The 18,093-nt window shown below is 60.2% G+C and carries 16 protein-coding genes; 15 read left to right on the forward strand and 1 reads right to left on the reverse strand.

Features of this window, described 5'->3' with window-relative positions; translation table 11 throughout:
* Window positions 1-80: 80 nt before the first annotated feature.
* The 15 genes from ftsW (at window position 81) to J7380_RS07185 (ending at window position 16,557) form a co-directional block, all read left to right on the forward strand.
* Window positions 81-1,244, forward strand: a complete 1,164-nt coding sequence (gene ftsW / locus J7380_RS07115; RefSeq protein WP_170753068.1) for a putative lipid II flippase FtsW — start codon at window positions 81-83, stop codon at window positions 1,242-1,244.
* Window positions 1,244-2,341 carry a UDP-N-acetylglucosamine--N-acetylmuramyl-(pentapeptide) pyrophosphoryl-undecaprenol N-acetylglucosamine transferase gene (locus J7380_RS07120; RefSeq protein ID WP_209195095.1) on the forward strand — a complete coding sequence of 366 codons (1,098 nt, stop codon included), beginning with the start codon at window positions 1,244-1,246 and terminating at the stop codon, window positions 2,339-2,341. Before ftsW ends, J7380_RS07120 begins: the two co-directional genes overlap by 1 nt.
* Window positions 2,338-3,747, forward strand: coding sequence for a UDP-N-acetylmuramate--L-alanine ligase (gene murC / locus J7380_RS07125; protein ID WP_209195096.1), 1,410 nt, complete (start codon window positions 2,338-2,340; stop codon window positions 3,745-3,747). The genes J7380_RS07120 and murC overlap by 4 nt, the downstream gene beginning before the upstream one ends.
* Window positions 3,748-3,819: 72 nt before the next feature.
* Window positions 3,820-4,068, forward strand: coding sequence for a DUF2484 family protein (locus J7380_RS07130; RefSeq protein ID WP_209195097.1), 249 nt, complete (start codon window positions 3,820-3,822; stop codon window positions 4,066-4,068).
* A complete protein-coding gene (locus tag J7380_RS07135) occupies window positions 4,065-4,319 on the forward strand; it encodes a DUF2484 family protein (protein WP_170352558.1) in 255 nt (84 codons plus the stop codon). Before J7380_RS07130 ends, J7380_RS07135 begins: the two co-directional genes overlap by 4 nt.
* A 45-nt stretch (window positions 4,320-4,364) precedes the next feature.
* Window positions 4,365-5,291: a UDP-N-acetylmuramate dehydrogenase gene (murB, locus tag J7380_RS07140; RefSeq protein ID WP_209195098.1), complete on the forward strand. Its 927-nt coding sequence runs from the start codon at window positions 4,365-4,367 to the stop codon at window positions 5,289-5,291.
* 102 nt (window positions 5,292-5,393) lie between these two features.
* Window positions 5,394-6,317: a D-alanine--D-alanine ligase gene (locus J7380_RS07145; RefSeq protein ID WP_209195099.1), complete on the forward strand. Its 924-nt coding sequence runs from the start codon at window positions 5,394-5,396 to the stop codon at window positions 6,315-6,317.
* On the forward strand, window positions 6,305-7,306 hold the full coding sequence (locus tag J7380_RS07150; RefSeq protein ID WP_209195100.1) for a cell division protein FtsQ/DivIB: 1,002 nt from the start codon (window positions 6,305-6,307) through the stop codon (window positions 7,304-7,306). The genes J7380_RS07145 and J7380_RS07150 overlap by 13 nt, the downstream gene beginning before the upstream one ends.
* 8 nt (window positions 7,307-7,314) lie before the next feature.
* Complete coding sequence (gene ftsA / locus J7380_RS07155; protein WP_170353121.1) at window positions 7,315-8,649, forward strand: cell division protein FtsA; 1,335 nt, start codon at window positions 7,315-7,317, stop codon at window positions 8,647-8,649.
* Entirely contained in the window at window positions 8,636-9,049 is a 414-nt protein-coding gene (locus tag J7380_RS07160; RefSeq protein WP_348539083.1) for a hypothetical protein, read from the forward strand. The genes ftsA and J7380_RS07160 overlap by 14 nt, the downstream gene beginning before the upstream one ends.
* 350 nt (window positions 9,050-9,399) lie before the next feature.
* Window positions 9,400-11,001 (forward strand): cell division protein FtsZ, encoded by a 1,602-nt coding sequence (gene ftsZ / locus J7380_RS07165; protein WP_209195101.1) that lies wholly within the window; start codon window positions 9,400-9,402, stop codon window positions 10,999-11,001.
* Between the two features lie 213 nt (window positions 11,002-11,214).
* Window positions 11,215-12,135: a UDP-3-O-acyl-N-acetylglucosamine deacetylase gene (gene lpxC, locus J7380_RS07170; RefSeq protein WP_209195102.1), complete on the forward strand. Its 921-nt coding sequence runs from the start codon at window positions 11,215-11,217 to the stop codon at window positions 12,133-12,135.
* 127 nt (window positions 12,136-12,262) lie between these two features.
* Window positions 12,263-13,105 (forward strand): outer membrane protein assembly factor BamD, encoded by an 843-nt coding sequence (locus J7380_RS07175; RefSeq protein ID WP_209195103.1) that lies wholly within the window; start codon window positions 12,263-12,265, stop codon window positions 13,103-13,105.
* A 35-nt stretch (window positions 13,106-13,140) separates the two neighbouring features.
* Complete coding sequence (gene recN / locus J7380_RS07180; protein ID WP_209195104.1) at window positions 13,141-14,790, forward strand: DNA repair protein RecN; 1,650 nt, start codon at window positions 13,141-13,143, stop codon at window positions 14,788-14,790.
* An 81-nt stretch (window positions 14,791-14,871) separates the two neighbouring features.
* Window positions 14,872-16,557, forward strand: a complete 1,686-nt coding sequence (locus J7380_RS07185; protein WP_209195105.1) for a chloride channel protein — start codon at window positions 14,872-14,874, stop codon at window positions 16,555-16,557.
* Here the strand turns inward: J7380_RS07185 and J7380_RS07190 are convergent.
* Complete coding sequence (locus J7380_RS07190; protein WP_209195106.1) at window positions 16,554-17,921, reverse strand: DUF3179 domain-containing protein; 1,368 nt, start codon at window positions 17,919-17,921, stop codon at window positions 16,554-16,556. The genes J7380_RS07185 and J7380_RS07190 overlap by 4 nt on opposite strands.
* Window positions 17,922-18,093: the final 172 nt, after the last annotated feature.

The following is an 18,093-nucleotide window of genomic DNA, read 5'->3' on the forward strand; positions in this document are numbered from 1 at the left end:
CCCCAAAGCCAAAATCGCTGTAGAGTCTCAATCAGACCCCGAAAACGGGGCGTGAACGAGGCAGATAGTGGCGGTATCTCATGACTGAGATGGTGTATGGCGCGGTCCGGGACACGCGCGGCGAACCGATTCTACCAAAGTGGTGGCGCACGATTGATCGCTGGACCATGTCCTGCGTGCTGATCCTGTTTGTCATCGGCTTGCTATTGGGGCTGGCTTCATCGCCGCCGCTGGCCGGGCGCAACGGGTTTGATCCGTTCCACTATGTCGAACGGCAGGCGCTGTTTGGCGGGCTGGCGCTGGTGGCGATGCTGTTGACCTCGATGATGTCACCCACATTGGTGCGTCGGTTGGCGGTTCTGGGATTTCTGGGCGCGTTTGTGGCGTTGGCCTTTCTGCCCGTGTTTGGCACCGATTTCGGCAAGGGCGCGGTGCGGTGGTATTCCTTGGGATTTGCCTCGCTGCAACCCTCAGAGTTTCTAAAACCCGGCTTTATCGTTGTGGCCGCGTGGCTGCTGGCGGCCTCGCAAGAGATCAACGGCCCTCCGGGGCGATTGTGGTCTTTTGCGCTGTGCATGGCGATTGTGGCGATGCTGGTACTGCAACCTGATTTTGGGCAGGCCTGTCTGATTCTATTTGGCTGGGGCGTGATGTATTTCGTGGCCGGTGCACCGATGCTGCTACTGGTGGGAATGGCTGGGGCCGTCGTGCTGGGCGGGATGTTCGCCTATTCGAACTCGGAACACTTCGCCCGCCGCATTGACGGCTTTCTGAACCAAGAGGTCGATCCGACCACGCAGCTTGGCTATGCCACCAACGCCATCCGCGAAGGCGGCTTGTTCGGCGTCGGAGTAGGTGAGGGGCAGGTGAAGTGGTCCTTGCCCGATGCCCATACCGATTTCATCATCGCCGTCGCGGCCGAGGAATACGGGTTGATTCTGGTGCTGATCATCATCGCGCTCTACTCGCTGATCGTAGTGCGTTCGCTGCTGCGGCTGATGAAGGAACGGGACATGTTCATCCGTCTGGCCGGAACCGGTCTTGCCTGTATGTTCGGCGTTCAGGCGATGATCAACATGGGCGTCGCGGTGCGCCTGCTGCCCGCCAAGGGAATGACGCTGCCGTTCGTCAGCTATGGCGGCTCATCGCTGATAGCGGGCGGTATCGCAGTAGGCATGTTGCTGGCGTTCACCCGCACCCGACCGCAGGGCGAGCTGGGCGATATTCTGCGCGGACGGGGTTGATGAGCAAACCGTACCTATTGATTGCGGCGGGCGGCACCGGGGGCCACATGTTCCCGGCGCAGGCGCTGGCCGAGGCGATGCTGCAGAAAGGCTGGCGCGTGCGCCTGTCCACCGATGCGCGCGGCGCGCGCTATACCGGCGGATTTCCGCATTCGACCGAGATTGTCGAGGCGACATCGGCCACCTTCGCGCGCGGCGGGCTGGCGGCCAAGGCGATGGTCGGCCCCAAGATCGCGGGCGGCGTGACAAGTATGGCAATGCAGATGATGCGTGACCGGCCCAATGTGGTGGTGGGGTTCGGAGGTTACCCTTCGATCCCGGCGCTAGGTGCGGCGACGCTGTTGAACATTCCGCGCATGATCCATGAACAGAACGGTGTGCTGGGCCGCGTGAACCAACTGTTTGCCAAGCGCGTGGCCCAAGTGGCCTGTGGCGTTTGGCCCACGGATTTGCCCGACGGCGCAAAGGGTGTGCATACAGGCAATCCGGTGCGCGGTGCGGTGTTGGAACGTGCCGCGGCAGGCTATATCCCGCCCGGAGACTACCCAATGTCGGTTCTGGTGATGGGGGGTAGTCAGGGCGCACGCATCCTCAGTGATGTGGTGCCAGGTGCGCTTGCGGCCTTGCCCGATGGTCTGCGCGACCATATCCGCGTGGCTCATCAGGCCCGCGATGAAGATGGTAAACGTGTCACCGCCTTTTACGCCGACCATGGTATCCGGGCCGAGGTTCTGCCCTTTTTCGATGACGTCCCCCGGCGGATGTCCGATGCGCAGCTGGTGATCAGCCGCTCGGGCGCGTCTAGTGTGGCCGATATCTCGGTCATCGGGCGGCCCTCAATCCTTGTCCCCTTTGCCGCCGCTGCGGGCGATCACCAAACCGCCAATGCGCGCGGGCTGGTGCAGGCGGGTGGGGCGATCATGATCCCCGAGAACCTGCTTGACGTTGCAGCACTGACCGAGCAAATCACCGCCGTTCTGACAAACCCCGAGGCCGCACAAAAAATGGCCCGTGCCGCCCTATCGACCGGAGCCCCAGACGCGACCGAGCGTCTTGTTCACCTTGTCGAAGAGCTGGCGCAGAAGGAGACCCCATGAATCCAGCCACCAAACTGCCGCAAGACGTAGGGCCGATCCACTTCGTTGGCATCGGCGGAATTGGGATGTCGGGCATTGCCGAGGTGCTGCTGAACCTGGGCTACCGGGTGCAGGGCTCGGACCTCAAAGCCTCAAAAATCACCGACCGTCTGGCTGGTCTGGGGGCCGAGATTTTTGTGGGTCAGCGGGCCGAAAACCTTGAAAACGCGGCCGTTGTTGTGGTGTCCACCGCGATCAAACCGGGCAACCCCGAGCTGGACGGCGCGCGCGCGCAGGGCCTGCCGGTGGTACGGCGCGCCGATATGCTGGCCGAGCTGATGCGCCTGAAATCCAACATCGCCATCGCCGGAACCCACGGTAAAACCACCACAACCACTATGATGGCCGAGCTCATGGTGGCGGGCGATTTCGACCCCACCGTGATCAATGGCGGCATCATTCACGCCTATGGTTCAAACGCACGAATGGGGCAGGGCGAATGGATGGTGGTCGAGGCCGACGAATCGGACGGCTCGTTCAACCGCCTGCCTGCGACCATCGCCATCGTCACCAATATCGACCCCGAGCATATGGAGCATTGGGGCGATTTCGACCGGCTGCGGGATGGGTTTTACGAGTTCGCCTCGAATCTGCCCTTCTACGGTCTGGCTGTGTGCTGCACCGACCACGCCGAGGTGCAGACGCTGGTGGGCCGCATCAGCGACCGCCGGGTGCGCACCTACGGGTTCAACGCGCAGGCCGATGTGCGGGCGGTGAATCTGACCTATAAGGGCGGCGTCGCGCATTTCGATATCCACCTGCAATACGAAGATACGGTGATTGAGGGCTGCACGCTGCCTATGCCCGGCGACCACAATGTCTCGAACGCTTTGTCCGCCGTCGCTGTGGCCCGCCATCTGGGCATGAAAACCGCCGAAATCCGCGAGGCGCTGGCCAATTTCGGTGGCGTCAATCGCCGCTTTACCAAAGTCGGCGAGGTCGATGGCGTTACCATCATCGACGATTACGGCCACCACCCGGTTGAGATTGCCGCCGTGCTAAAAGCTGCTCGTCAGGCGACCGAGGGTCGCGTGATCGCCGTGCATCAGCCGCACCGCTACTCGCGTCTGGCCAATTTGTTTGACGATTTCTGCACCTGTTTCAACGATGCCGACGTGGTTGCCATCGCTGATATCTTCGCCGCCGGAGAAGACCCGATTGAGGGCGCATCCCGCGATGATCTGGTGCAGGGCCTGATCCGCCACGGTCATCGTCACGCCCGTGCTCTGCTGGATGAAAACGATCTGGAGCGTCTGGTCCGCGAACAAGCCCGTCCCGGTGACATGGTTGTTTGCCTCGGGGCCGGGACAATCAGCGCCTGGGCCAACGGTTTGCCCAACCGTTTGCAACGTAAACAAGCTGTGTGACGCAGGGAACCAACTTGACGCTCGACTGATTTGAGCGTTTGCAGCCGCGAAACAACGTCCTCGGAGGGGCGCATGGTGAATTCAGTGGTGTTTGCGGGGCTGTGGGTCATCGCCTCGACCATCGTGGCGATGTTGCCGATGCGTCTGCAGTTTCCACCGGGCGTGGTGCTGTTTGTCTGTGCACCCGCGCTGATCGTCTGGTTGGGTCATGACTTCGGCTGGGTCGTTTCGGTGCTGGCTTTTGCAGGCTTCGCATCCATGTTCCGCAATCCGATCCGCCACTATTGGCGGCGCTGGACCGGGCAGGAGGTTCAGGAATGAATTGGTCAATCGCTCTGGCTGCGTTGTGGGGGATCGCCGCGAATGTGCTGGCGATGATCCCCAGCAAGGACAACCACTGGACCCGCGCCTATGTCCTGATCGCGGTGGGGATTCCGATATTGGGCTATGTCACCTTGCAGAACGGCCCGTGGATCGGACTGTTGGTGCTGGCGATGGGTATGTCCGTGCTGCGTTGGCCTGTGATTTATCTGGGGCGGTGGGTGCGTCGGATGCTTGGTTCGGCTCAGTGACAGTTACGGCTTGCGCGGAGGAAGTAAATCCGCGAAGGAACCGGAATGACATCTCTTCCAGAACCCCGTGGCAAACTGACCCAGAACCGAGCGTTGAACGACCTGACATGGCTTCGTGTCGGCGGTCCGGCGGATTATTTGTTCCAACCTGCAGATATTGACGATCTGAAAGCGTTTCTGCACGATCTGCCCGAAGACTTCGACGTGTTCCCCATGGGTGTCGGATCAAACCTGATCGTCCGCGACGGGGGGCTGCGCGCCGTAGTGATCCGGCTGGGGCGCGGGTTCAACGGGATCGAGGTCGCAGGCAACACCGTCACAGCGGGCGCGGCGGCGCTGGATGCGCATGTGGCGCGCAAAGCGGCAGATTCGGGGGTGGACCTCACGTTTTTGCGGACCATTCCGGGCTCGGTCGGTGGGGCGGTGCGGATGAACGCTGGCTGCTATGGCAGCTACACAGCGGATGTGTTGCGCAAGGCCACCATTGTCACACGTCATGGCGAGGTCGTGGACCTGACGCCGCAGGACCTGAACTTCCGCTATCGTCAATCGGATTTGCCCGATGGGGCGGTGCTGATTTCGGCCACGTTCGAGGGGCCCTCGGGCGATCCAAAGGCGCTGCATGATCGGATGGCGGCGCAATTGCAAAAACGGGACGAGACCCAACCCACCAAAGACCGCAGCGCAGGTTCAACCTTTCGTAACCCGGCCGGGTTTTCCTCAACGGGCAGGGCGGATGACGTGCACGATCTTAAGGCGTGGAAAGTGATCGACGATGCCGGGATGCGAGGGGCCACCAAGGGTGGCGCGCAGATGAGCGAGAAGCACTCGAACTTCCTGATCAACACTGGCGGTGCCACTGCCGCTGACCTTGAAGGCCTGGGCGAAGAGGTGCGAAAAAAGGTTTACGAAACAAGCGGCATCACGCTAGAGTGGGAAATCATGCGGGTCGGTGACCCGTTGAAGGAATAAAGCCCCAACCGTCAGACCAAAACAGGCAAATTCAGGCGACGGATCAAAGGCATAAACGCAGTACGGACCACCGCATAAGGTCCGGGGACATTGAGGCGCTAAGTGGGTAAGTCGAGCAGGACACACCCCAAAGTGGCGGTATTGATGGGCGGCCCCTCGGCGGAACGCGAGGTGTCACTCAGCTCTGGGCGCGAATGCGCAGCCGCCCTTAGGGGAGAAGGCTTTGAAGTGGTCGAGCTGGACGCAGGTCCCGACCTTTCTGCGCGCCTGTCGGATGTCAAACCGGATGTGGTTTTCAACGCTCTGCATGGCCGTTGGGGTGAAGATGGCTGTGTGCAGGGCCTGCTGGAGTGGATGCGCATTCCGTACACGCATTCTGGCGTGCTGGCCTCGGCGCTCGCGATGGACAAACAGCGCAGCAAAGAGGTGTTCGCCGCCGAAGGTTTGCCTGTTGTTCCCAGCGTGATCGTGCCCAAGCCCGATGTATCCGCCGCACATGTGATGGATCCGCCCTATGTGGCCAAGCCCAATAACGAAGGGTCCAGTGTCGGGATCTATATCGTCCACGAAGGCTCGAAAGGGCCGCCGCAACTGTCTGACGACATGCCAGATTACGTGATGGTCGAGAAATACGTGGCCGGGCGCGAGTTGACCGTGACCGTGATGGGCGATCGCGCTCTGACCGTGACCGAGATCATGACTGATGGCGGATGGTATGACTATGATGCCAAATACAAGCCCGGCGGCTCGTGGCACGTGCTGCCTGCCGACATCCCGCAGGATATTTTTGACCGCTGCATGAATCATGCGCTGAAAGCTCATAACGCACTGGGCTGTCGCGGTGTGACCCGTACTGATTATCGTTGGGATGACAGCATGGGCGCAGATGGCCTGTTTTTGTTGGAGACCAATACCCAGCCCGGAATGACACCGACCTCATTGGTGCCCGAGCAAGCCGAACATTGCGGTATGACCTTTGGCCAGCTGTGTGCCTGGATGGTGGAGGACGCCTCATGCGACCGTTAAAAGCCACGCGCGCACCTGTCATACATCGGTCCAAGCCATTGGCGGGTCCGGATGCCGATTTCGCGTCAGGCGAACGCCACGAAACAGAACCAAAACTGCGGTTGGGCGGCGTGAAACTGTTCGGCCGCAAATCGCAACGGTTCGACCCGGCTCCGTCGCGCCTCAGCTACCGAATACAGCGTTGGATGCTTACGCCGGGCATACGCCGCGGTCTGAAATATGGGTTGCCCATCCTGGCCATTTGCGCGGCTACGGGGCTGTATTTTAGTGCTGAGGAGCGGCGAGAGGCGGTTGTAGCTTACGTCAATGACATCAAGACCTCGATCCAGCAAAGACCGGAATTCATGGTCAACTTGATGGCCATTGATGGCGCTGGGCCGAATCTCTCCGAAGACATTCGTGAAGTTGTGCCACTGGATTTCCCGATCAGTTCCTGGGATCTGGACGCCGAACAAATCCGCGACACGATTACCGGTCTTGATCCTGTCAAATCTGCGACGGTTCGCATTCGCCCCGGCGGAATTCTTCAGGTTGATGTTGTTGAACGCCAACCCGTGGTGGTTTGGCGCACGCGCAGCGGAACCGAGTTGCTGGACGAAACCGGCGCGCATGTTGAGCGGGTCGCCTCCCGCAAGGACCACGCGACACTGCCGCTTATTGCAGGAAAGGGCGCGGACGAACATGTCGCTGAAGCACTGCAACTGCTGACAACAGCGCGCAGCCTTGGGGCGCGTGTGCGGGGTCTTGTTCGAATTGGCGAGCGCCGCTGGGATCTGGTTCTTGACCGAGGTCAGCGCATCATGCTGCCAACCGATCGGTCCGTGCGCGCACTGGAACGCGTCTTGGCGGTTAATGAGGTGCAGGACCTGTTGGAACGTGACGTGGCCGTTGTGGATATGCGCCTCGGACAACGTCCAACCATTAGAATGACCAAAGCTGCCAGCGAAGACTGGTGGAGTACAAAAACAGACGTGAGTAGCAGGCAGTAACGACCATGATGACCGATCTCTATCAGTCCCAACGGGCCATGCGGCAGATGCGCAGACAGGCGATGCAACGCGGTGTTGTTGCGATTCTGGATGTGGGAAGTTCAAAGATTTCCTGTCTGGTGCTGCGTTTCGACGGAACAGGGCGGTTAAGTGAGGACAACAGCATCGGGTCTCTGGCCGGTCAGACCGGGTTCCGGGTTATCGGCGCTGCGACCACACGTTCGCGCGGGGTGCAGTTTGGCGAAGTCACTGCGATGCAGGAAACCGAACGCGCCATCCGCACCGCTCTGCAAGCTGCGCAGAAGATGGCCGATATTCGGGTCGATCACGTGATCGCCTGCTTCTCGGGCGCGAACCCCCGGTCTTATGGGTTGGATGCGCAGGTCGATCTGGAAGGACAGGTGGTCAGCGAAGCCGAGGTCGGACGTGTGTTGAACGCCTGCGATGTGCCGGACTATGGCGCGGGTCGCGAGGTACTGCACGCACAGCCGGTGAACTTTGCGTTGGACAATCGCTCGGGCCTTATCGACCCTCGGGGGCAGATGGGTCAGACCCTTGCGGTCGATATGCACATGCTGACGGTTGATGCGGTCGCTATTCAGAATATCGTGCGCTGCATCAAGCGCTGTGATCTGGAATTGGCCGGGATCGCGAACTCGGCCTATGTTTCGGGCATTTCCGCACTGGTTGAAGATGAGCAAGAGTTGGGCGCGGCCTGTATCGACATGGGTGGCGGCACGACAAGTGTGTCTATCTTTATGAAAAAACACATGATTTATGCCGATTGCGTACGCATGGGCGGCGATCATGTGACGTCGGATATCTCGATGGGGCTTGGCGTTCCTGCGAATGTGGCCGAACGTATCAAGACCTTCAACGGCGGCGTTCACGCGACCGGGGCGGATGACCGTGACCTGATCGACATCGGCGGTGATACCGGAGATTGGGAACATGACCGGCGCACCGTCAGCCGCGCCGAGTTGATCGGCATCATGCGTCCTCGTGTAGAAGAGATTTTGGAAGAAGTCCGCATTCGACTGGATGCTGCCGGGTTCGATCATCTGCCCAGCCAGCAGATCGTTCTGACCGGTGGAGGCAGCCAGATCATGGGTTTGGACGGTTTGGCGACTCGTATTCTGGGGCAGCGCGTTCGTCTTGGGCGTCCCCTGCGTGTTCACGGGTTGCCGCAATCGGCGACTGGTCCGGGATTTTCTTCGGTGGTGGGGCTCAGCTTGTTTGCGGCGCATCCGCAGGATGAATGGTGGGACTTCGAAATCCCTGTCGACACCTATGCTGCGCGCCCGTTCAAACGAGCTGTCCGTTGGTTCCGTGACAATTGGTAAGACACTGGTCGCGGCGCTGTTTGTCGCGATTCCCGCATCGGTTCAGGGTCAGACCCTGATCACACCCGAGGCTTTTCTGGGGGCCGTTGTAGGCAAGACCGTCAAATTCTACGATTTCCATAACGGTGGCTTGGTTGGCGCCGAAGAGTTCCTGAGCCCGAGTCTCTCAGTCTGGCGCATGGAGGGTAGGGGTTGCGTCTACGGAAAAATTACAACCCCTGATGGCCAGCTTTGTTTCCTGTACGACGACGATGTCGATGGGTTCCCCGTGTGCTGGTGGCCCTTCGTGCACAATGGTAGTTTCATGGTTCGTCTGGCGACATTGGCGAATACAGAAATCCAGATTGTGAGAGAGATTTCTGATGAGGGACTAAACTGTCCAAGTACTCCTATTGGTTGAAGAATTCCCTTGCGGATGAACGTCGAATCCAGCAAGATATCCACAAGGTCCGACAGAGGCCATGCGTGAGGACCCGAGCAGTTTTCCGCAACATGCAAAGACAAGAAATACGTACGTGACATGCCCGTAATCTGCGGCGCGGCGGTCGCATCTGTTGTGCTGGATTGAGTTCGCTCCGCAACATCTGGCAAACAATACGAAATACTGGCGTGGAACGCCTTATTTCCTCCATATTTTGTGGATTCTGGCGATTTTTGGCGTGACGTTTGCGGTTTCGGTCGGTAGAATTGTGGCAGGATAGGTAAGAAAAACACCGCGTTGGCGGAGCATATAAACAGGCGGACAGAAGCATGACATTGAATCTTTCGATGCCCGGGCACGATGAATTGAAGCCTCGGATTACGGTATTTGGCGTAGGCGGGGCAGGCGGCAATGCCGTCAATAACATGATTGAAAAACAGTTGGATGGCGTGGATTTTGTGGTCGCCAACACCGACGCTCAGGCGTTGCAGCAGAGCCAGTCGTCGGCTCGTGTGCAACTGGGCGTGAAAGTCACCGAAGGTCTGGGCGCAGGGGCGCGTCCGACCGTGGGTGCCGCAGCCGCCGAGGAAAGCATCGAGCAGATCGTAGATCATCTGGCTGGCGCGCATATGTGTTTCATCACCGCCGGTATGGGCGGGGGCACCGGAACGGGTGCAGCGCCGATCATCGCGCAAGCCGCGCGCGAATTGGGCGTGCTGACCGTGGGCGTTGTGACCAAGCCCTTCCAGTTCGAAGGCGCCAAACGGATGCGTCAGGCCGAAGACGGCGTTGAATCGCTGCAAAAGGTCGTCGACACGCTGATCATCATCCCGAACCAGAACCTGTTCCGTCTGGCCAATGAAAAGACGACCTTTACCGAGGCGTTCTCGATGGCCGATGACGTGCTGTATCAGGGCGTCAAAGGCGTGACTGATCTGATGGTACGTCCGGGCCTGATCAACCTCGACTTTGCGGATGTTCGTGCCGTGATGGACGAGATGGGCAAAGCCATGATGGGAACGGGCGAGGCCACCGGCGAGGATCGTGCGGTTCAGGCAGCCGAGAAGGCGATTGCCAACCCGCTGCTGGACGAAATCAGCCTGAAAGGTGCCAAGGGTGTCCTGATCAACATCACCGGTTCGCATGATCTGACCCTGTTCGAGTTGGACGAGGCGGCCAACCGTATCCGCGAAGAAGTCGACCCCGAGGCGAACATCATCGTAGGCTCGACACTGGACACGGCTATGGAAGGCGGAATGCGGGTTTCGGTCGTTGCCACTGGCATTGACGCGACCGAGAAGTCCGAGGATGTGCCGGTCGCGCGTCGCTCGATGTCAGCCCCGCTGACGCGCACTGTGTCGGCAGAAGAGCCTGTGCAGGAAGACGCATATGTTTCCGCGCCCGAACCTGCAGAGGCCGAACCGGCTCGTGAGCCTTCGCTGTTCGAAGCGGCCGAAGAGCCTCAGTTCCAGCCGCGCGCCGAACAGGATGACGACGACCTGCCTCCTCCGGCTTATCAGCCGCGTGTAGCTGAATTCGAGCCGACGCCTGATCCGGTTGAAACTACGACCGACAGTTATGTCGCGCCTCAGCCTCAGCCGACTGCAGGGACACCATCACCGGAAGCGCTGCAGCGTTTGCAGGCAGCGGTTCAGAATGTTCCACCGTCTGATCGTGGGTACGCGGCACCGCGGCCTCAGCCAACGGCTGCGCCGGCACCCGCACCTCAATCTGATGCGGATCGTCCCCGGTTTGGGTTTAACCGGCTGATCGACAGAATGACCGGTCACGCGGCCGATACGCCGGCACAGCCCCAGCGCCAACAGCCCGTAATGCGCCAATCTGACGCTACGGCGCCGGCGCATGATGAGGCAGACCCCGAGCAAGATCGGATTGAAATTCCGGCCTTCTTGCGGCGTCAAGCCAACTGATCGCGGTAACAAATTGATTAAGAAGGGCTGCTGTTTGGCGGCCCTTTTTCGTTTTAAAACAATTGTGTAACCGGGTGTAAGCAGGCTTTTGCCGATCTGTTACATTCATGTTTCATTCGGTTACAAAGAGTGAGTTGAGCCTTTTGCCCGCGTTCCTTAACTGAGATGCCAACACGGCCAAACTAGGTCGGACACCACTCACCGAGGCCCAAATTGCAACATACGCTCAAATCTCCGATCACGTTTACCGGTGTCGGGCTGCATAGCGGCAAGCCTGCGAATATGGTGCTGAAACCGGCGGCAGCTGGCCATGGCATCTGGTTTAAACGTACGGATATTGAACTGGGCAATGCACTGGTCCCTGCTATCTATGATGTGGTCGAGCGGACTCCGCTCTGCACCCGGCTGATCAACGATGCGGGCGCTTCGGTGTCGACGGTTGAACATATAATGGCTGCGCTGGCTGGATGTGGTGTCCACAACGCGCTGATTGAGATTGATGGCCCCGAAGTTCCGATCATGGATGGATCGTCAATCGAATTTGTGCGTGGGATCATGGCCAAGGGCGTGCGCCGTCAGGCCAGCCCGGTTCTGGCCTACGAAGTATTAAAGCCCGTGACTGCTTCGCGGGAAGGAGCGAGCGCTTCGATTGCGCCTGCCGACGGTCTGATTATCGATTTCCACATTGATTTTGAGGACAGCGCCATCGGACGCCAGACCAAAACTTTGGACATGCGCAACGGCTCATTTGCGCGGGAACTCAGCGATTGCCGCACTTTCTGCCGCCGCACAGATGTTGAAGCGATGCGCGAAAACGGTTTGGCCCTTGGTGGAACGCTGGAAAACGCGGTCGTCGTGCAAGGGAACGAAGTTCTGACACCCGGCGGGTTCCGTCACTCTGACGAAGCCGTACGCCATAAAATGCTGGACGCACTAGGCGATCTTTATCTGGCAGGTGGTCCGATTCTCGGCCACTTTACCGGTGATAAGTCGGGACATGCGATGACCAACACTCTGCTGCGCAAGTTGTTTGAGACCCCCGGCGCAGTTCGCCCGATCCTGTGCACGCCGGAACAAGCTGCGCGTCTGCCAGGGCAAGGGCTGGTTTGGAACGAAATTCCCGAAGTCGCTTGATTGGATCAACTCTGTCGACAATTCCGACAGCAGGCTGACTAAGGCGTTTTGCCCCGGAATTATATGTGCTAAACCAAGCCTCAAACCGGGGCGTGCCTCGACAAGCAAGACGACAAGGATAGGCGGAATGGGTGGCACCAAGGCGGCAGTCAGATTCGCAGGCGCGTTACTTCTGACAGCAGTTTTGACAGCATGCGGAGGCCAGGGGGCTGACCGCAACCAGAATCTTGAGGGTTTCACTCCTGAACAGATATTCACGCGCGGTGAGTTTGAGCTGTCGCAGAATCGGCAGGACGACGCGGCGTGGTATTTCTCAGAAGTCGAGCGCTTGTACCCTTATTCCGATTGGGCCAAGCGCGCGCTGATCATGCAGGCCTTCTCGTATCATTCCGACAAGAATTATGAAGAAAGCCGTGCTGCGGCACAGCGGTTCATAGATTTTTATCCGGCGGATGAGGATGCAGCTTATGCCCAGTACCTTCTGGCGCTTAGCTACTATGACCAAATCGACGAGGTTGGACGAGATCAGGGTCTGACGTTCCAGGCGTTGCAGTCGTTGCGGACCGTGATCGAAGTCTATCCTGACAGCGAATATGCAACTTCTGCCGTTCTGAAGTTCGATCTGGCCTTCGACCATCTGGCCGGCAAGGAGATGGAGATCGGGCGCTATTACTTGCGTCAGGATCACTACACTGCGGCGATCAACCGCTTCCGCGTCGTGGTTGAGGATTTTCAAACCACCTCGCACACCGCCGAAGCGCTCTATCGTCTGATCGAAGCGTATCTGTCGCTGGGTCTGGTGGATGAGGCACAGTCGGCCGGGGCAATATTGGGATTCAATTACCAATCTTCCGAGTGGTATGACGCGGGCTACAAGTTACTGACATCGCGCGGGCTTGACCTTAAGAGCCGTGGCAACAACTGGCTTAGCACAATTTACCGCCAGACCGTCAAAGGTGAGTGGTTGTAATCGCCATGGCCAAAGCTCCGGGACGCTAGGATCCGATGCTGCGCGCCCTTGATATCCGCGACATGCTGATCATCGACCGGCTGGAACTGACGTTTCAGCCGGGTTTGAACGCGTTGACCGGCGAAACGGGCGCAGGCAAGTCGATCTTGTTGGATTCCCTGGGCTTTGTGCTGGGTTGGCGCGGGCGGGCGGAACTGGTCCGTCAGGGGGCCGCGCAGGGCGAGGTGGTGGCCGAGTTCGAGCTGTCCGAAGATCACCCCGCCCATGCGATTCTGGCCGAGGCCGGGCTGCCGGGCGGCGAGGAACTGATCCTGCGCCGGGTGAACACCGCCGAAGGGCGCAAGACCGCATGGGTCAATGACCGGCGCTGCTCGGGCGAGGTGTTGCGGGCGTTGTCCGAGACCCTGGTGGAGCTGCATGGCCAGCATGATGACCGGGGTTTGCTTAACCCGCGCGGGCATCGGGCGATGCTGGACGATTATGCCGGCGTTTCGGATGATCTGGCTGCGGTACGCGCCGCTTGGACTGATATGTCGCGGCAGCGCAAAGCGCTGGCTGAGACCGAAGCAGCGTTGGCCGCCATGCGCGCAGAAGAGGAATTCTTGCGCCACGCTGTGGCTGAGCTGGACAAGCTGGACCCGCAACCGGGCGAGGATGCCGATCTGGACGCGCGCCGCCGCATGATGCAAGGGGCCGAGCGCATCCGTGATGACGTGGCCCGCGCGTTTGATCTGTTGGGCGGGAATGGGGCCGAAACGGCCATGTCGGATGCCGTGCGCTGGCTGGAGGGCGTGTCTGATAGCGCCGGCGGTCAGTTGGAGGAGCCGATCGCCGCCTTGGGCCGGGCTCTGATTGAGTTGGGCGAGGCACAGGACGGTGTGAATGCTTGCCTGCAGGCGCTGGAGTTCAATCCGGCGGAGCTGGAACAGGCCGAGGAACGTTTGTTCGCAATCCGCGCTCTGGCCCGCAAACATGACGTGGCCCCCGACGATCTTGGCGCCTTCGCTGATACGCTGCGCGACCGCCTGAACAAGCTGGACGCAGGCGATGCCGATCTGGCCGACCAGCGCGCGGCGGTTGCGGCTGCGCAGGACACCTATGATCAGGCGGCGGCGAGGCTCAGTGCCGCGCGTCAGCAGGCAGCGGGGCAGTTGGACACGGCTGTGATGGCCGAGCTCGCTCCGCTGAAAATGGAGCGCGCGGTGTTTCAGACCGAACTCACCGCCGCCGATCCCGGCCCCGAGGGGATTGACGCGGTGGCTTTCACCGTCGCCACCAACCCCGGCGCGCCCTCCGGGCCGTTGAACAAGATCGCCTCGGGCGGGGAACTCAGCCGGTTTCTGCTGGCGCTCAAGGTCTGTCTGACCGGCGATGACAGCGCCCGCACTATGATCTTTGACGAGATTGACCGCGGCGTCGGTGGTGCGACTGCGGATGCGGTGGGGCGGCGTCTGGCATCACTGGCGCAGGGCGGGCAGGTGCTGGTGGTGACGCATTCGCCACAGGTCGCGGCCCGCGCGGCGCATCACTGGCGGGTGCAGAAACAAGTGACCGACGGGCTGACCCTGTCCACCGTCATCCCGCTGGCCGAACCCGACCGCGTGGATGAGATCGCGCGCATGGTTGCGGGCGACACGATCACGGATCAGGCCCGCGCCGCCGCCCGTGCCCTGTTGGACGTATAGCGCCTCACAGACGCGCGATCCGGCTTTTATCTGTGCCCTCCGTGGCTTAGTAAGGGATATCTTCTGATCTCCCGAGGGCACATGACCCAGTCAACCCGCACCGTTCTGCGCAACCAGCTGCATCAGGCTTTGGCCGCGATGAAGGATGGCTGGCGGGTGATGCGGCGGCGGGGGCCAAGCCAGATCCAGTTCTGGTTCATCGCTCTGGCCATCGGCATCGCCGCCGGGTTCATGGCGCTGGGTTTCCGCAAAGCGATCCGGGCGCTGCAGGCGTGGGTCTATGACACCGAAGACATCCTGCTACTGCATTCCCATGTCGAGAAACTGCCGTGGTTCATCGTGCTGATCACGCCGATCCTCGGAGGTCTGATCGTGGGTATCATCCTACACAGGTTCACCGATGACGGGCGCGTGCGCTCGGTCGCGGATGTGATCGAAGGCGCGGCGCTGACCGATGGCCGGGTCGAGGGCAAGGCGGGGATCGCATCCCTGTTTGCCTCGCTGATCACGCTCAGCACAGGCGGGTCCACGGGGCGCGAAGGGCCGGTGGTGCATATGGCCGGGGTGATCTCGACCTGGGTGTCGAACCGTATCCACGCCGACGGGATCACCGGGCGCGACCTGCTGGGCTGCGCGGTGGCGGCCGCGGTTTCGGCCAGTTTTAATTCACCCATCGCCGGGGCCCTGTTCGCGCTTGAGGTGGTGTTACGCCACTTCGCGGTTCATGCCTTTGCGCCTATCGTAATTGCCTCGGTCGCGGGGACGGTGATCAATCGGCTGGAATATGGCGACGTGACCGAGTTTACCCTGGATACCCCCGGATCGCTGCAGTTCTACGTCGAGTTGCCGGCCTTTCTGATCCTTGGCCTGATCTGCGGCTTGGTGGCGCTATTGCTAATGCGTTCGATCTTCTTTGCCGAAGACATCGGCAATCACATCCAGACTCGCCTGTCCTTGCCGGGCTGGCTGCGCCCGGCCGTGTCTGGGGCGATGCTTGGTCTGATCGCCATCTGGTTTCCCCATATCATCGGTGTGGGCTACGAAACTACGATCCGTGCCCTGACCGGAGATTTGGTTCTATCGGCAGCCATCATGTTTGCCGTGATTAAGACCGTGGCTGTAGCGATCACCATGGGTGGGCGTATGGGGGGCGGGGTGTTTTCGCCGTCGCTGATGGTGGGGGCGCTGACTGGGTTGGCCTTTGGCCTGATCGCCACCGGGTTGCTGCCGGATGTGTCGGGAACGCATACGTTGTATGCTTTTGCCGGAATGGGGGCGGTGGCCGCTGCCGTTCTGGGCGCACCGATCTCGACTACAATGATCGTTTTTGAACTGACCGGAGACTGGCAGATCGGGTTGGCCGTGATGGTCTCGGTCTCGATGTCGACCGCGCTTGCCTCGCGGTTGGTGGACCGGTCGTTCTTTTTGACCCAGCTCGAGCGCCGTGATGTGCATCTAGCCGCCGGGCCGCAGGCGTATCTGCTGGCGATGCTGCGTGCTGGGGCGGTGATGCGGCCCTTGGGGGATGCCCGATCGATCAGCCGCGATGAGGCGCAGGCGCTGATCGAGCAGGGCTTGTGTGTGCAGGCCAGCGCGACGCTTGAGGCCGCGATGCCTTATTTCGACCGCGAGGATATCCCTTGTATCCCGGTCGTGGTGATCGACGATGACGGGTGCGAAAACCCGGTCGGCGCACTTTATCACGTCGATGCGCTTAAGGCTTATAACCGTGCGCTGGCGGCCACAGCCGCCGAAGAGCATTCCTAGCCGCGATAGACCGTTGCCGCGTCGCCCAGATAGTTGTCCCATGCGAACCAGTACGAGATATGCCCGGCCACGCGCGGCAATTCCGTACTGTCCGGTCCGATCAGTTTTTCCTCGGTCAGGCGCCATTTGCGGCCCTGCTGATCAACCAGCCCGCCCTCTGATGCGGTAAAACGGTTCGACCCACGCTCATAGGCGCGCACGGCACGTTTGTCGGGATTGCCGATCAGAACCAGCGGGCGGTTGGCAATCGCATCGTTGATCACGCGCGTGTTGTTGAACGCATCCAGCGGCCAGGCCCGTGCCGCGCCGAACTGACGGATTGCAAAGATATAATCCTTTTGCCGGTGCTGCGATTGATCCACCAGTGCCGGGAACATCAGCTCGGGCGACGCAAAATACTCGCGATAAACCACGCCCGAGCCATAATTCCGACGATGCCCGGTGTTCAGGGACAGGATTTTGGTATCGGGGTGCGACCCTTTCCAGCTTTCCCAAGTGGTGATCACCACGGGGCGCTGTTTCAGCTCGATCCCGCTATCGACCAGCGGGCCGACGACGGGTTTGCCGGTGTATTGGTTCCACAGCGAATGAGTCTCGCGATCGAACATCAGCTTGTTGGACCGATAGAGGAACCCCGACGAGCCAAAGACCAACGGTTTGCTGCGCCCCGACACCTGCGTTTCAAACAAAATGCCCGATCCGCAGAGCGTGCAATAAGCCAACGCCAGAGGCACCCCACCGATTACATCGTTGAACATCTCGTGCCAGCCCATGATCCGCAACGGATAGGCACGCGAATCCCCGTTGATCGAGACGCCAAAGACCAGGTCATCGTCTTTCATGTAGTCCGCGCGCGCGGCCGGGATCAGCGTCGGATTGTCCAGCGAGGGGATGCCGTCTTTTTGAACACCGCCCCATGTAATCTCTTCCAACCGGATCTTCATTTTGCCAGGTTGCAGGTATTCGGGGCGCAGGAAATCGTCAAAGTTCGAGTCTATCCCTAACAGCACTTCGCGCTTGAACGGGATCAGCGAGGGGTGCGGCGTAATCTGTGGATTGCGTTCTTGCCAGATCATCCAGTCGAACCAATCCACACCGATATTTTCGCCTGTCAGGGTGCGCATGACTTCCGTGATCTCATCACTGCGGCGGCGCCCGTAACGCATCGCCGTCAGCAGTGCCGGAACCACGTCCGGCTGCCCGCGATTGACAAGATAGGCCATTCCTTCCTCGAAATCGGAATTGCTGCCGTAAAGCGTCGTGCGGATGGCCTCGAGGACAGGATCGCTCTGCGCCCAGAGTGACGTGGGAAGCATGGCAGCGGCCCCCAGAATTCCAGTGAAACTACGGCGAGTGATCGACATTGCGTCCTCCGGCTATGGTCGCACGTATTTTGCACCGGATCGTACCAGAAATCATTCAACAGCCGCGTGAACTCATCGTGAGGGCTGCAAGGGTGCAACGCGAGCGATCTTGTTGTGCGCGGCACGACCCGGTCGGGTTGATACCGGTTGTGTTTCAGGGTTCTATGTGGCC

Origin of the sequence: Ruegeria sp. R8_1 (assembly GCF_017743815.1) — a bacterium.
In the GTDB taxonomy this organism is placed as follows: domain Bacteria; phylum Pseudomonadota; class Alphaproteobacteria; order Rhodobacterales; family Rhodobacteraceae; genus Ruegeria; species Ruegeria lacuscaerulensis_A.

Excerpts from the sequence above, each read along its gene's own strand:
- ftsZ (WP_209195101.1), top strand. The coding sequence starts at position 9,400 with ATGACATTGAATCTTTCGATGCCCGGGCACGATGAATTGAAGCCTCGG.
- J7380_RS07135 (WP_170352558.1), top strand. The coding sequence starts at position 4,065 with ATGAATTGGTCAATCGCTCTGGCTGCGTTGTGGGGGATCGCCGCGAAT.
- ftsW (WP_170753068.1), top strand. The coding sequence starts at position 81 with ATGACTGAGATGGTGTATGGCGCGGTCCGGGACACGCGCGGCGAACCG.
- ftsA (WP_170353121.1), top strand. The coding sequence starts at position 7,315 with ATGACCGATCTCTATCAGTCCCAACGGGCCATGCGGCAGATGCGCAGA.
- murC (WP_209195096.1), top strand. The coding sequence starts at position 2,338 with ATGAATCCAGCCACCAAACTGCCGCAAGACGTAGGGCCGATCCACTTC.
- J7380_RS07185 (WP_209195105.1), top strand. The coding sequence starts at position 14,872 with ATGACCCAGTCAACCCGCACCGTTCTGCGCAACCAGCTGCATCAGGCT.
- recN (WP_209195104.1), top strand. The coding sequence starts at position 13,141 with ATGCTGCGCGCCCTTGATATCCGCGACATGCTGATCATCGACCGGCTG.
- J7380_RS07130 (WP_209195097.1), top strand. The coding sequence starts at position 3,820 with ATGGTGAATTCAGTGGTGTTTGCGGGGCTGTGGGTCATCGCCTCGACC.
- J7380_RS07120 (WP_209195095.1), top strand. The coding sequence starts at position 1,244 with ATGAGCAAACCGTACCTATTGATTGCGGCGGGCGGCACCGGGGGCCAC.
- murB (WP_209195098.1), top strand. The coding sequence starts at position 4,365 with ATGACATCTCTTCCAGAACCCCGTGGCAAACTGACCCAGAACCGAGCG.
- J7380_RS07150 (WP_209195100.1), top strand. The coding sequence starts at position 6,305 with ATGCGACCGTTAAAAGCCACGCGCGCACCTGTCATACATCGGTCCAAG.
- J7380_RS07190 (WP_209195106.1), bottom strand. The coding sequence starts at position 17,921 with ATGTCGATCACTCGCCGTAGTTTCACTGGAATTCTGGGGGCCGCTGCC.
- J7380_RS07175 (WP_209195103.1), top strand. The coding sequence starts at position 12,263 with ATGGGTGGCACCAAGGCGGCAGTCAGATTCGCAGGCGCGTTACTTCTG.